The organism is Rapidithrix thailandica (assembly GCF_039710355.1).
Classification (GTDB): domain Bacteria; phylum Bacteroidota; class Bacteroidia; order Cytophagales; family Flammeovirgaceae; genus Rapidithrix; species Rapidithrix thailandica.
The window spans coordinates 41,395-55,734 of record NZ_JBDKWZ010000008.1 but is presented as its reverse complement, the minus strand read 5'-3'; the positions used below and the strand labels follow the sequence as shown (position 1 = coordinate 55,734).

Sequence of the window (14,340 nt, the reverse complement as noted above, 5' to 3'; positions counted from 1 at the left end):
GAATATCCGAAAATATACTTGATGTTTTCAGCATTGTTTCGGAACCAAGAGCCGAAGTAATATCCTTCCTTTATTACAGGAGTTGTTCTAAAATAAATGGAACACAGGCATTTTTTGCTCTTTTTAAAACGATGTATCGAACGCTACTGACTTGACGAGTTCATATTCTTTTCAGAGCATTCGCATAGCGTTGCTCCTGGCAGGAAATTACTTCGAAAGATGGATTTTGATTTCGATATAGGGCGATTTTGCGGAGGGATAGGGATATTTCTCTTTTCCATTATTTTAATGGAAGAAGCGATCAAAAAGCTTTCCGGAAGCACCTTAAGAAAAATCATCCGGGTATATACCGACAATGTTTTCAAAGCCCTACTCAGTGGGTTTTTACTCACAGGCATTTTACAAAGCAGCTCGGCCGTCTCCTTAATCGTCTTGGCATTTGTAGGAGCCGGTTTGTTACGTATTCCGCATGCCATTGGCGTCATCTTGGGGATAAATATCGGGGCCACACTAAACTCTTGGATTGTGGCCTTTCTGGGTTTTAAGTTTCAAATCGAAAGCTTTGCCTTACCTTTGGTTGCCGTTAGTGGTTTCCTCTTGATTTTCTTCCAAAAACAACAGAAAATCAGTCATTTTGCTAAATTCTTCATGGGTTTTGGCCTGTTATTTTTGGGTTTGAGCTTTATGAAAGAAAGTGTCGAACAACTCACCCAAACCATTCACCCCAGCGAGCTTCCTCAATATCATACGGCATTGTACTTATGGGCAGGCATTGTCTTAAGTGGTATCATGCAATCCAGCGCTCCTACCATCGCCATGGCGATGACCGTTTTTCACAACCAACTGATCAATTTTTCAGAAGCCATCATGTTGGTGATCGGAGCAAATATCGGCACGACTATCACCATTATTTTGGGTGCTATAGCCGGAAATGCCTTCAAAAAACGAACGGCTTTCAGTCATCTGTTTTTTAATATTTTCACAGCCGTTTGGGCCATTATCTTCTTTCGTCCAATAGAAATGCTTCTCGGCTTACTGATCGATGCGGAGCAAAACCCCGTGCTCAGCATTGCCCTTTATCACACGGTATTCAACCTCATAGGAGTGTTGGTATTTCTACCCTTTCTCAAGTTATTTAATCAATTTCTCTGTAAAATTTTCATTCCTAAAAATGTGTTGACTCCTTTGTTTATTGATCAATCGACTCCGGAAGTCGTGGAAGCCGGGCTGGAAGCTTTGCGTAAAGAAACCCTGCACCTTTTGGAGCTCTCCATGGTTCACAACCTCAAGATCATCCACATCCCTGCAAACGATTTTTACCAAGGCTTACGATATGCCAAAAGCGTGTACTGTAGCAAAACACCTCCTGTGACGCTGTACTTTGATCTTAAAATCCTTTATGCCGAAATCATCGCCTATGCCACCCAAATCCGGAAAACCACCCTTTCGTCAAGGCATGAAGATGAACTCGAACGGTATCTGCATGCAGGCCGTAGAATACTAAATGCCACCAAAAATTTTAAAGATATCCGGCATAATTTTGAAGAATTGCGAATTGCAGATTCTGTTTATTTGCGTAAAAAACACCATCAATTCATCAAACGACTGGAACAAATTTACACCACTCTTCATCAGACTATTCAACTCGACCATTCTGACGAACAGGTGAGTTTGTTGTCCAAAAGCCTAGAGAAAATTGAAGCTTCCAATGAGAAAAACATCCATTCAAGTTTGAAGGCTGTGTATTTGAATAAAATCAATAGTCAAATTGATATCACAGACTTGATCACAGTAAACCGTTTATTCTTTCAATCCTGCCGTTTGCAAGCTCTAAGTATTAAAGATTTGGTTCTTCCCGAACAAGACATTGTTGACCTAGAGGAACAAGTCGCTAAAAACATCAATAAATAATACTACGGTTTCTTCTGAGCTTTTTTTTAATTCAATGCCTCTTTATCCCCCTACAACTTGTAGGCTATCATCACTTCTTTGTAAATTGAAGCTGCTGTATTCCGGAGTAGAATCGCAAAGAATTTATTAATACGGATTTTCGTTTTTTCAGGAAAGACAAGTTCATTTTTTTCCTATCGGAGAACAAACTGAAGTTTATTCGGCAGGAATATTAAAAATGCCACAATAATCCATTATTTTTGATAACTGATCAATGAGGTTAGAGAAAAATACCCGGGGATTCTTCCTTTTGAGGTTTGCTATAAACTTTTGAAGGTGCCCTTGCACATGATTAGAACAGCCTTTGTCTATTCACAAGGCTCAAAAAAAGAACATAACATTCATTAAAACGATAAAGCATTTGGTAGAAAAAGTTATAAGTCTGGAAGACGTTTCATTAGTCGATTTTTTAGGAGTAGAAAACGTCAACATCAAAGAGCTCTCCTCTGCTTTTCCCAAAAGCAAAATCATCTCCCGTGGCAATGAAATCAGGATTCAAGGCAGTGGTCCTGAAATCATCAAGATCAACAACACTTTTAATGACTTACTGGCCCATTACCACAAATATGGGAAGCTTACCCGTGAACATATCCAAAATTATATGGAACGGGAGTACCAAAACCAGGAGTTGGAAATTAAGGACGAAATACTGATCTACGGCACTAAGGGAATGGCCATCCGCCCGAAAACCGAAAACCAGAAACGCCTGGTGGATGCGGCCTTCAAAGATGATTTGTGCTTTGCAGTGGGGCCGGCAGGTACAGGGAAAACTTACATTTCCGTGGCCATGGCTGTGCGAGCTTTAAAAAACAAGAAAGTCAAAAAAATCATCATTACCCGGCCTGCCGTAGAAGCCGGAGAAAACCTGGGCTTTTTGCCGGGCGACCTGAAGGAAAAGATCGATCCGTACTTGCGTCCTATCTACGATGCCTTGCACGACATGATTCCTTCGGAAAAGCTGAAATATTACCTGGAAAATAATGTCATCGAAATTGCTCCCTTAGCGTATATGCGCGGACGAACCTTGAACAAAGCGTTCATTTTGCTGGATGAAGCCCAAAACACGACTCCGATGCAGATGAAAATGTTTTTAACAAGGATGGGACCTGATTCGAAAATGATTATTACCGGAGATATCTCGCAGGTGGATTTGCCTAAATCATTCAAGTCGGGATTGATAGAAGCCGTCAAGGTATTGGACAATGTTCCGGGCATCAGTATTGTTAAGCTAAACCATAAAGATGTGATCCGGCACCGATTGGTAAAAGACATAATTACTGCTTATAAAAAATTCAGTTCTGACAATGGAAAAGAGGAAAGTGCTGATTAACAGCACTTTCCTCTTTTTTAACTGTATCTAAAAAGCCCCCCTTTCCGGACTATTGCTCTCTTACCTGCTCCAAAGCACCCCACACTGTTTCCATTGTCCGCAACAAGGTTTCGCTGTTTTTCGCAATCAGGCATTGCTGAATATCTTTTTTCCGGTTTTGTAAACTGATTTTAATTTCGGCTTTCACAAGTTCGGGATCTTCACTTAATTTTTTCAACTTTCTTCTGGAAAAGCGGGCTCTCAAATCTTCCTTTACCGGAGTGACGATGCAATCACATTTGACCGTTTCCTGCTCTTCGGTGCACATAGCTTCCAGTTCTGTCCACGAATATTCGTTAAAGAGCATTTTCATTCCTTTTTCCTCCACCACTTTTAACGAACCGTCTTTCATGAAGAGAAGGTATGCCAAGCCAAGCAAAACGATAAAAGCCACTCCCTTGATCAAAGCCTTGGCAAATTTGATCAGTACAATCAGGACTACAACCCCCACACCTACAATAAACAACTTTGTTACCGGATCCATACACCATTAGTTTATTAAAAAGGCCAAAGCCTTCTATTTCACGTATTTTGAAAAGGAATGCGCTTACTTTCCTTATGCAATAAGCTTAGAATACGGAAATATTGATATAACGTTTGGGATTGGTTTTCATATCGATAAACAAGCTGTCTAAGTCTTGCATGGTCCGGTTCATATTTCGATACAGGGAATCATCTTTGATCAACAAGCCCAAAGAGCCTTCCGCCTTATTAATCGCCTTCACTGTTTGTTTCATTTCTACCATCAGGTGATTGGTATTTCGCACCAAGGCTTTTACCTCCATCGTACTCACAGAGTCCGCCACGGTATTTAACTTTTCCATTAAAGGAGGCAACTGACGGGAAGTCACCAACAGAGTACTGCTGATGGAATCAAATTTCAACAAGTTACGGTGTAGGGTTGCACTATTTTGTCGCAGAAGTTGGTCCAACTGTCCGGTAGAGCTTTCCAGGTTTGTCAGGGTCCCTTCTATTTTCCCACTCATTCCGTTGATCTTACTGGCCAATTCATTGAAATTTGCTAACAAAGAGTCTACATTTTCCAATACCGGCATCGATTTTTCTTTCATCACCCCTACAAATCCTTTGGGCTTTTCGGCAATAAGGTAATCCCCTACTTCCAGATAAGAATCACCGGGAGCCAACTTTAACTCTATGCTTTTTCCTCCCAACAGGCCGTTATCCGTTAATAAAGCTTTGGAGTTTTTGGTTACTTTAATTTCCTCATTCACTTCCAGGCCCACCTTCAAACGATTATTCTGATCTTGCAAAATTTCTATCCCACTGACTCTTCCCACATTCAAACCATTAATAATCACCGGATTAGACACTTGCAAACCATCAATATTGTCATACACCGCATAATATACCCTGGAAGAAGAGAACAGCTCCACGCCCGTTAAAAACTTAAAGCCCAGATAAAATACCGTTAAGGATACCACACTGAGAAGACCTACTTTTACTTCTTTTGATAACGCCATAAATTATTTTATAAATTCGTCCAAAATTGTATCATTCTACCTCCTTTCACGCATCCCATTATTAAGCGGTGGTAAAGATAAAAAGAATTCGATGAACAAGGGAAGCCCTGAGATGAACAATGTAAAAAGATATCAAAATTTAAAAAACGCCTGGCCTTTACCCGCCTTGGCAAAAGGGATAAATATCAAGCCGTAGCAAAAACAAAGCGGTTTAAGTTAAGTCAGTATACAGGTACAAAACCACTAAGATTCACACAAAAATAACAAATTATAACTCATAGATTTACAAATCTTAGTGGCTTAGAACCTTCGTGGTATTTTATGTACTTTTGACTTTTTAGTACAGGCTCACCAGTAACTGTAAATCTTATTCCAAATTCTCTTCGATGGATTTTTTATAGTCCCGGAAGGCACGGTACAAGGCCGCCACGGTGTATCCTTGTCCCAAATCACTACTCAAATATGCTTCATCCTCTTCATTACTCAAAAAGCCCACTTCCACCAATACACTGGGCATAGAGGTTTTGGCCAACACGATAAATGTATTTTGCTTTACCCCCCGGCTAATCCGGTGTTGCTTCGAAGCAAATTGTTCCTCGATTTTTTCTGCCATCAGCAAGCTACTTTCTTGATAGGCATGTTGGTAATTGGCCAACAAGATATGCGTCATGGGAGAGTTCGGGTCAAACCCACCATAAACTTTTTGATAGTTGCGTTCCTGAAAAATCACGGAATTTTCCCTTTTGGCCACTTCCATATTGTCTTCCGAAGCTCCCAAGCCCATGATATACGTTTCCGTGCCTTGTGCTTTGCTATTGGAACTGGCATTGCAATGAATGGAAATAAATAGATCGGCATTTAAGCGATTTGCAATTTTTGCTCTGTCATATAGGCTGACAAATTTGTCTTTGTCATAGCGAGTCTGAACTACGTTGATGTCCGGGTAATGGGTTCGGATCAAATTACCCAACTGAATGGCGATGTTAAAAGCAATGTCCTTTTCTTTAGTAAATGTTCCCATCGTACCGGGGTCTTTACCACCATGGCCGGCATCTATCACAATCGTAGTAATTTTTCCAGGGGGAGTATCCGGTAAAGAAAAAGCGCTTAAGCTCCATCCAAACACGATTAAAAAAAATATGGAGATATTATGCATACATCTTATTCAATATATATATCTTAAAAACTAACTTTGCACAAAAAAAGGCAAAAAGAAACAAATCTGAAAAGTCAACATTGATCTTGAGACCTGCTATATTACTACTTATCATCTGTTGGATATTGGGAATTGACCTGGCATATGCACAGAACACAGAAGTGAAATTTGATTCAATTCCTTCAATCACTCCTGCAAATGACTCACTCACTCCCAGTCCTGTACCTGTTTTGGCAGATACGATATTGCCGGACACGGTAGTGACAGATACTTTACAACCCAGCCCAAAGGGAGATATTGAAACCACTATCGATTACTCTGCCGAAGATTCTATCATCTACGATGTCGTAAAGCAAAGAACCTTTTTGTACGGGAATGCCAAGGTAAAATACGGAGATTTGACCTTGGAAGCCGCCGAGATCGAAGTGGATATGAACTCGAAAACGGTAGTGGCCAGAGGCGTAGCCGACTCCACCGGAACCATGCAAGGCGAACCGATTTTCACCGAACAAGGCGTGACCTATAACGCCAAAGAGATGACATACAACTTTGCTTCCAAAAAAGGAATCATCAGTGGTATTGTCACCGAACAAGGCGATGGATATATTCAGGGAGAACGGGTGAAAAAGATGGATAATGATGAGATGTTTATGCGAGGTGCCATTTATACTACTTGTAATTTAGTTCACCCTCACTTCGGCATCCGGTCCAGAAGGTTGAAAGTCGCTCCGGACCGCTATGTCATTTCCGGGCCTTTTAATATGGAACTCAACGGAATACCCACGGTATTAGGTTTTCCTTTCGGAATGTTCCCGGCCAAAAACGAACGCACTTCCGGATTGATCTTCCCGGACTTCGGAGAAAGCCAGGATCGAGGATTTTACCTTAGAGGAGGCGGCTTGTATTTTGCCTTGAGCGATTATGTGGATTTAAGCATGACCACTGAATTTTACACTCTGGGAGGTTGGGGATTGACGCTGGATTCCCGCTACCGGAAACGCTATAAATACTCCGGAGGCTTAAATTTCAGTTACAGAAAAGTTGTCAGGGAACAGGACGATTTCAGCAAAGCCATCACCAATGATTACTGGATCCGTTGGAACCACTCACCTCAAACCAAGGGGGCCAGCCGCTTCTCGGCCAGTGTCAATGCCGGTACCAGTACCTATAACCAGAACAACTCCGTAAACTTTGATAACTATGTAAATCCGGCCTTTAACTCAAATATCAGTTATAGCAGGACCTTGGGTTCTTTCGGTTCTTTAGGGGTCAATTTACGGCACAACCAGAACGTCCGCACCGAAATTGTCAACGTTACTCCGGATATATCCCTCAACATGAACCGGGTATATCCTTTCCGTAAAAAGGGAGGGGGAGGAAAAAAGAACTTCATTACCCAGACCAGCTTTAGTTATTCCGGGCAAGCCAAAGGGGAATTGACCAACAACCTGGCAAAACGGAGAAGCTTTGGCTTTGAAGTAGTGGACCTGGAGCAAGAGAATGACTTTGAAGAGGATACCATTGACTTTTTCAGCAACTTTACGGGTGTTTTGGATAACATGGAATACGGAGCCAGACATAGTATTCCATTGTCGACTTCAATTAACATCAGTTATTTCACACTGTCTCCCAGCATCAATTATACGGAATATTGGTACCCCAGACGATACAACTACACATGGGTAGACGAACTGGATGCCGTAGTAGTCGAGGAGGAGAATGAGTTTAGCAGAGCGTACGAATTCAGTACCTCAGCCAGTTTGCAAACCCGCTTTTATGCTTTCTATGAATTTAAAGGCGATTTCAGAATCCGGCATATGTTCACGCCTACCGTCTCTTTTAGTTACCGGCCGGATTTCAGTACTCCCGATTTTGATTACTATCAGGATGTGCAGGTGGACAAAGAAGGCACCATCCGCAGAGTGTCCCGCTTTCAGGGAGGGATTTTCGGAAGTCCCGGTTTAGGCGAAAGTAAAAGTATGTCGTTCGGTTTATCCAACCAATTGGAAGCCAAAGTACGCACCAAGAACGATAGCACACAGAAATATAAGAAAATTCCTATTTTGCAAAGTTTGAATATCCGGGGTTCTTATGATTTTGCCCGGGATTCCTTCCAACTTAGCAATATCAGCTTTAGTGCGCGGACAACTCTGTTCGGAGATATCTTCCCCAACTGGCGTGGATTTAATGTCAACTTCGGAGGTACATTGGACCCTTATGTATACGAAATAACCAAGACGGATCCGATCACCGGAAAAATCACCGGTTCCAGAAGGGTAGATAAATTGATGTGGGACGAAGGGCAAGGCCTGGGGCGAGTCAGCCGGGTCAACCTTGGGGTAACCACCCGTTTCCAACCTCCCAAATCCAAAAAGCAAAAAGATCAGGAAAGGAAAAACGAAGACAATCCGGTGATGCGGGATATTATGAACAACCCCGAGCGATATGTAGATTTTAACATCCCTTGGAGTTTGAGTGTAAATTACACCATCAGTTCGTCCCGGACGGGTTTGCAAGACCCGAATACCGTTCAGACCTTGAACTTTAGCGGAGATATTAGCTTGACAGAAAAGTGGAAGGTAGGCTTTCGCTCCGGCTATGATTTTAAAGAAAAAGATTTGGCCTTTACATCCATCAATATCCACCGGGACTTACACTGTTGGCAAATGTCCCTCAATTGGATCCCATTCGGCCCGCGGACTTCCTACAACATTGATATTGCTGTAAAATCCAGTATTTTGCAAGATTTGAAAATTAGTAAAAGAGATAGCTGGTATGACCGGTAAACACAACTCTTCAGGCGAAAAAATCGGAACCGACCTGGAACGGGCACATCGTTTGTTAACCGAAGGAAAATTAGTCGCCATCCCTACGGAAACCGTGTACGGGCTGGCGGGTAATGCGTTGAACCCGGAGGCCGTTGCCAAAATATTCCAGGCAAAAAAACGCCCGGCATTTGATCCTTTGATTATCCATACGGATACGATCGAAAAGGTAAGACAATTTACCATAAACATGCCCGAACAGGCTGAGCAACTGGCCAAACAACTATGGCCCGGTCCCCTTACCTTGATTTTACCAAGGCATACAATCGTTCCGGATTTGGTCACCAGCGGATTGGATACGGTAGCGGTTCGCATCCCCCGGCATCCTTTAAGCTTACAATTATTACAGCAACTGGATTTTCCATTGGCGGCCCCCAGTGCCAATCCTTTCGGCTATGTCAGTCCTACTACAGCTCAGCATGTTTATAAAAACCTGGGCGAGCAGGTTGCATATATTCTGGATGGCGGAGAGTGTCCTGTAGGAATCGAATCTACCATTGTGGGATTTCCGGAAGGCATTCCGACCGTGTATCGAAAAGGCGGAGTATCTGTGGAGATGATCGAACAGTTGATCGGCCCTGTCAAGGTCAAGGAGCATTCCAGTTCCCAACCCACAGCTCCGGGAATGTTGAAAAAGCATTACTCTCCTCATGTACCCATTCTTTTAGGCGATATTCCGACCCTTTTAAACTCCTATAAGGATAAAAAAGTAGGGATTATTTCCTTTAAAAAGCACTACAAAACCCAAGAGCAGCATTGTGAAATCGTGCTATCGGAAAGAGGGGATTATGCGGAAGCCGCTCAGAAGTTATTTGCCACCTTAAGAGAATTGGACCAACTCCCGTTGGACGTCATTCTTACCGAACTCCTTCCCGAAAAGGACTTGGGCAGGGCCATTAACGACCGACTACGAAGGGCAGCAGCAAAATAAACGGATAGTCAAAATCAGAGAATTGATAATCAGGAAGCCCTGAATAGGCTAGGCTTCCTTGCTTCTTTCTCCTTCGATATATTTCAGCACACGGGCATCAAACTGCTCTCCGTTTTGCAGAAAATATACTTCTATAGGCAAATAATAAAAGGGCAAATCACTTACAAAAGTATCTAATGACGAGTCCTGAAGTTTGACCGCATCCTTTTCCGTAGTGAGGATGACCAAATCACCCAACTTCTCCTTTAAAGATTGGTATTTTGTCCGAATACTTTTCAATAAGGATGGAGTATACTCGGCATGATCCCGGTACTTGAGGTGCTCTACAATGGTATATTGCTCTTGTAGATCTTCCACCAAGCGTTCCGTATGGGCAATCCCCGTCAATAGCAGGATATTTTTAAAGCTTTCTCCGGAATCCTTTTCCTTTAATGAACAGGGAGTGGTGTATTTCAACCCGGTAAAATACACAGGAGTATCAGGCTGTGTATAAGGTTGTATTTTTTTCGAGACCTGTGCCCGTTCCTGTTCTGGCAACTTATCGGGACATTTGGATACGATCACCATATCGGCCCTTTTTGCCCCGTCACGCCTTTCCCTTAAACGCCCTGCCGGCAACAGGAAATCATCGTAAAAAGGCCGCTTATAGTCCGTCAATAAAATATTCAAACCCGGCTTGACCTTTCTATGTTGAAAAGCATCGTCTAACAACACCAATTGTATATCTTCCACCGCATTCAAAATAGCAGGAATAGCCATTGCCCGCTCCTCTCCTACAGCCACATGTATTTCCTTTCCGTATTTCGCATAAAACTGATACGGCTCGTCTCCCATCTCCTTTGCAGAGCTTTGTTCTCCGGCCATTAAAAAACCTTTGGATTTCCGCTTGTATCCCCGGCTTAACGTTGCCAAGGAGTATTTGTCTTTTAACAAGCGAATCAAGTATTCGATATGAGGCGTTTTGCCCGTACCTCCTACGGTGATATTTCCCACACTGATCACCGGAAGATCAAATTCAATGGAAGGCTTCCAGCCTTTATCATACGAATAATGATAGAAGCCGGTCAAGCCCCGGTACAATATGGCAAAAGGGAAAAGAAGAAGTCGTAAAAACATTTTCATAAACTCCGACACAAATGATTTTGCAGGATTGCTTATCCTGCAACAAAAAAGCCTGTTTGCCTTTACCAGACAAACAGGCCGTAGATATATTTTATTTCCGGAAGGACTTATCGGATTTCTCCAGCGAGGCCTCCTAAAGCCTAGGTCCGGTGAAAAGACGGCTTATGCCAAAGCTTCTTTTACTTTCGCAGCGGCATCTTTCAACAAGATCGCGGAAGTCACTTTCAACCCTGATTCCTGAATCAACTTAGCCGCTTCTTCGGCATTGGTTCCTTGCAGACGCACGATGATTGGAATATCAATATTGCCAATGTTTTTATAAGCATCTACTACACCTTGCGCTACCCGGTCGCAACGCACAATTCCACCAAATACGTTGATCAAAATGGCTTTTACATTCGGGTCTTTCAAGATAATACGGAAACCTGCTTCAACGGTTTGTGCATTGGCAGTACCTCCTACATCCAGGAAGTTTGCAGGCTCACCTCCGGATAATTTAATCATATCCATGGTCGCCATTGCCAATCCGGCACCATTCACCATACAGCCTACGTTTCCGTCCAGCTTCACATAGTTCAGGTTTGCTTCGCCAGCTTCTACTTCGGTAGGATCTTCTTCATTGATGTCCCGCATATTTGCCAAGTCTTTGTGACGGTACAGAGCGTTATCGTCAAGATTTACTTTGGCATCTACTGCGATGATTTTATCGTCAGAAGTTTTCAATACCGGATTGATTTCAAACAGAGCTGAATCCGTTTCTTCGTACGCTTTGTATAAAGCCATCACAAACTTCACCATCTCTTTAAAAGCTTTGCCGCTCAAACCTAAGTTAAAAGCAACTTTTCTAGCTTGAAATCCTTGTAAGCCTACTTTCGGATCGATTTCTTCTTTGAAGATTAAGTGAGGTGTTTTTTCAGCTACTTCTTCAATATCCATTCCTCCTTCGGTAGAGTACATCAACATGTTGCGACCGGTATTCCGGTTTAACAACACAGACATATAAAACTCTGCGGGCTCACTTTCTCCGGGATAATACACGTCTTGGGCAATCAGTACCTTATGCACTTTTTTACCTTCCGGTCCGGTTTGTGGGGTAACCAGTTGCATGCCCAAAATCTGGCTGGACACTTCTTTCACGTCATCGATAGACTTGGCCAGTTTTACTCCGCCACCTTTACCACGGCCACCCGCGTGAATCTGAGCTTTTACCACCCACCACTGCGTACCGGTCTGCTCGGTTAATGCTTTTGCTGCCTCTACGGCTTGGTCGGGCGTATCCGCTGTGATCCCTTCCTGGATAGCAACGCCATATTTTTTTAAGGTCTCTTTCGCCTGATATTCGTGAATGTTCATTTTTATAGACTATTATCAGATATTCAAAAAATTCTCTTCAAAACTAGGTCAAAATGACCATAAAATCCAAGTGATGCAGAAATTAATTCCGTTTGGACAATGATCCTTCTACAGAGGCTAATCGCATATTTTACATTTCGTTTAAGGCCATCCGGCAGAGTCTTCTGCGAGAAGCCCGTCACTTGGACTTTATTGCAAGCACCTTTCCATAGATTCCGCAAATTAGCTCTATTTTGATGGTAAAAACAAGGCTTTATTTTATACTTATAAATAACTCCCTCCCAATATCCGCTTTTTTATGGCATCTTCTTCCCCTAATGAATTACTTTTCTTCATTAAGATATGCTCCCTTTCTGTCATGATCGCCATAGGCCGGGCTTTGAGTTCAAGGGTCTGTTGCTGTCGTTCCACGGTCATTTTCACTTCCTCAAAGCTATTGGGATACAATACACTCTTTAGCAACTCCTCGGCATTGGTATTGGTTAAGTTTTGTCCGTTGATTTGTAAAATCCGGTCTCCGGTTTTGATTTTAAATAAATTCAGGCTGGGGTCCAAATGAGCCACTCTATACTGTCCCATCGTTTGATCGAAGTCAAATTCGATTACCCCAAACGTCTTTTCTTCCGTTTCCACCAAAGAATGATAATCCCACCCGATTTTGCCAAAATACTCGTGTAGCGGTAATGCTTCTCCTTTTTCGATATAGCGGCTGATAAAGTCTTTCATTTCCGGATAGGAATGGGCCACTAACTCATCGAAAAGCACTTCTTCTTCAAACGGCTTTTGAGGCCCGTATTTATCTGTCAGACTTAATAATAATTTGCGTAAGCTAAGTTTTCCCTTACTAAGTTCCAACAAACGGATATCCATCAGAAATGCTAACAACGCGCCTTTGTTATACACATTCGAAAACTGGGCTTGATAGCTTTCTTTCAGAATATTCTTACTCATCTCGGTAAAAGAGCCTGTGGTATAGGAAGCGCTGGCTCTGACTTTGCGGCCTATCACCTCACGAAATTCTTCTTCGGAAATGATTCCGCTTTTCAGTTGGATCAGATGAGAAAAGTATTCGATTACGCCTTCGTACAACCATAGGTGTTTGGACATTACGGGGTTGTGATAATCAAATTTCTCAATCAAATTACTGTGTAAATGTAAAGGGGTGAGAATATGCAAAAACTCATGAGAAGCGACATCCAATACCATCGAGCTCAAGGCTTCCTGGTTGTTGATTTCAGGTAAATAATAAAAAGACGAGTAGGAATGCTCCAACGCTCCGTACCCTCCGTTTCCTACAAACTTCTGCGAGCTTGACTTTGAGAAATACATTATAAACGAATATTCCTCCACAGGCATGGTTTGAAAAAAAGACGTAAAAGCCGCTGACAACGGTTGAATAATGTCCCGGACTTTCTGTGCCGATACTTTTTTACTTTCGGAATATATGGCAATATTAACCTTTGCGTTCCCCATTGCAAAGCTCAAGGTATCCGGCTTGGAATACATAACCGGGCTGTCCACTAGCTCGGCATAATTGGCGGCAAAGAACAAGTCTTCTTTTTTAGAAGTATTGGTCAGTTTTAAAGCCGTTGCCCCATAAAACTTTTCCGGTTTTTTGACATGCACAAAGTAAGGCATATCCTCATACCCGTCAAAATATCCGAAAAAACCCTGATGGTTGATCACATAGCAATAGCCGGCATCAATATTTGTCCCGGCAGGCTGAAAAATAAAATCCTCGTTAGAGCTGTCCCAGGTGTCATCTACCCAATATTCCAGCCTTTCCAATTTGCGGGCCTGTTCTATTTCAATCAAGTTGTCCCCAAGTTTTTTAAGGGGCAAAAGATTTCCTTTTTTATCAAAAGCTTTGAAATCATGAAAATACTTGGCGAAATTTTTCAGCGAATACGAACCCGGTACGGCATTCGGGATCACATACACAATGGAGGATTTTCGGATTTTCGGAGGGCGTACCAGCACTTTGAGGCGGTCATTCTTTACTTGATCTAGCGCGATTTGTACATTGTATTGCTTTTGCCCAAAAGCATGCATGGACAAGCAAACGCCTAATAAAAGGCAACTGACAAGTTTGTTCATAGAATTTAGTGTACTTGGTTTAAGATGTTAACTTTCATTTAGTTTTAGTACTCCGT

Annotated in this window: 10 protein-coding genes; 4 read left to right on the top strand and 6 right to left on the bottom strand. The window is 42.4% G+C overall.

The annotated features are described in order from the left end of the window. The first annotated feature begins 219 nt into the window (after positions 1-219). Both AAG747_RS15005 and AAG747_RS15000 read left to right on the top strand, forming a co-directional pair. Entirely contained in the window at positions 220-1,911 is a 1,692-nt protein-coding gene (locus AAG747_RS15005) for a Na/Pi cotransporter family protein (protein WP_346822008.1), read from the top strand. Positions 1,912-2,311: 400 nt separating this feature from the next. Next, positions 2,312-3,280, top strand: coding sequence for a PhoH family protein (locus AAG747_RS15000; RefSeq protein ID WP_346822007.1), 969 nt, complete (start codon positions 2,312-2,314; stop codon positions 3,278-3,280). 49 nt (positions 3,281-3,329) lie between these two features. Here the strand turns inward: AAG747_RS15000 and AAG747_RS14995 are convergent, their stop codons facing one another. The 3 genes from AAG747_RS14995 to AAG747_RS14985 form a co-directional block, all read right to left on the bottom strand. After that, complete coding sequence (locus AAG747_RS14995) at positions 3,330-3,803, bottom strand: hypothetical protein (RefSeq protein ID WP_346822006.1); 474 nt, start codon at positions 3,801-3,803, stop codon at positions 3,330-3,332. Between the two features lie 85 nt (positions 3,804-3,888). Beyond that, entirely contained in the window at positions 3,889-4,800 is a 912-nt protein-coding gene (locus AAG747_RS14990) for an MlaD family protein (protein WP_346822005.1), read from the bottom strand. Positions 4,801-5,167: 367 nt separating this feature from the next. Next, positions 5,168-5,926: an N-acetylmuramoyl-L-alanine amidase family protein gene (locus tag AAG747_RS14985; protein ID WP_346822004.1), complete on the bottom strand. Its 759-nt coding sequence runs from the start codon at positions 5,924-5,926 to the stop codon at positions 5,168-5,170. A gap of 116 nt (positions 5,927-6,042) precedes the next feature. Between AAG747_RS14985 and AAG747_RS14980 the strand changes: the two genes are divergently transcribed. Then, entirely contained in the window at positions 6,043-8,742 is a 2,700-nt protein-coding gene (locus AAG747_RS14980; RefSeq protein ID WP_346822003.1) for a putative LPS assembly protein LptD, read from the top strand. Then, positions 8,732-9,712: an L-threonylcarbamoyladenylate synthase gene (locus AAG747_RS14975; RefSeq protein WP_346822002.1), complete on the top strand. Its 981-nt coding sequence runs from the start codon at positions 8,732-8,734 to the stop codon at positions 9,710-9,712. The genes AAG747_RS14980 and AAG747_RS14975 overlap by 11 nt, the downstream gene beginning before the upstream one ends. 48 nt (positions 9,713-9,760) lie before the next feature. Here the strand turns inward: AAG747_RS14975 and lpxK are convergent, their stop codons facing one another. The 3 genes from lpxK to AAG747_RS14960 form a co-directional block, all read right to left on the bottom strand. Beyond that, positions 9,761-10,828, bottom strand: a complete 1,068-nt coding sequence (gene lpxK / locus AAG747_RS14970; protein WP_346822001.1) for a tetraacyldisaccharide 4'-kinase — start codon at positions 10,826-10,828, stop codon at positions 9,761-9,763. 168 nt (positions 10,829-10,996) lie between these two features. Then, a complete protein-coding gene (gene sucC / locus AAG747_RS14965; RefSeq protein WP_346822000.1) occupies positions 10,997-12,187 on the bottom strand; it encodes an ADP-forming succinate--CoA ligase subunit beta in 1,191 nt (396 codons plus the stop codon). Between the two features lie 264 nt (positions 12,188-12,451). Further along, positions 12,452-14,284: a M61 family metallopeptidase gene (locus tag AAG747_RS14960; RefSeq protein WP_346821999.1), complete on the bottom strand. Its 1,833-nt coding sequence runs from the start codon at positions 14,282-14,284 to the stop codon at positions 12,452-12,454. Positions 14,285-14,340: the final 56 nt, after the last annotated feature.

Excerpts from the sequence above, each read along its gene's own strand:
- AAG747_RS14990 (WP_346822005.1), bottom strand. The coding sequence starts at position 4,800 with ATGGCGTTATCAAAAGAAGTAAAAGTAGGTCTTCTCAGTGTGGTATCC.
- AAG747_RS15005 (WP_346822008.1), top strand. The coding sequence starts at position 220 with ATGGATTTTGATTTCGATATAGGGCGATTTTGCGGAGGGATAGGGATA.
- lpxK (WP_346822001.1), bottom strand. The coding sequence starts at position 10,828 with ATGTTTTTACGACTTCTTCTTTTCCCTTTTGCCATATTGTACCGGGGC.
- sucC (WP_346822000.1), bottom strand. The coding sequence starts at position 12,187 with ATGAACATTCACGAATATCAGGCGAAAGAGACCTTAAAAAAATATGGC.
- AAG747_RS14960 (WP_346821999.1), bottom strand. The coding sequence starts at position 14,284 with ATGAACAAACTTGTCAGTTGCCTTTTATTAGGCGTTTGCTTGTCCATG.
- AAG747_RS14975 (WP_346822002.1), top strand. The coding sequence starts at position 8,732 with ATGACCGGTAAACACAACTCTTCAGGCGAAAAAATCGGAACCGACCTG.
- AAG747_RS14995 (WP_346822006.1), bottom strand. The coding sequence starts at position 3,803 with ATGGATCCGGTAACAAAGTTGTTTATTGTAGGTGTGGGGGTTGTAGTC.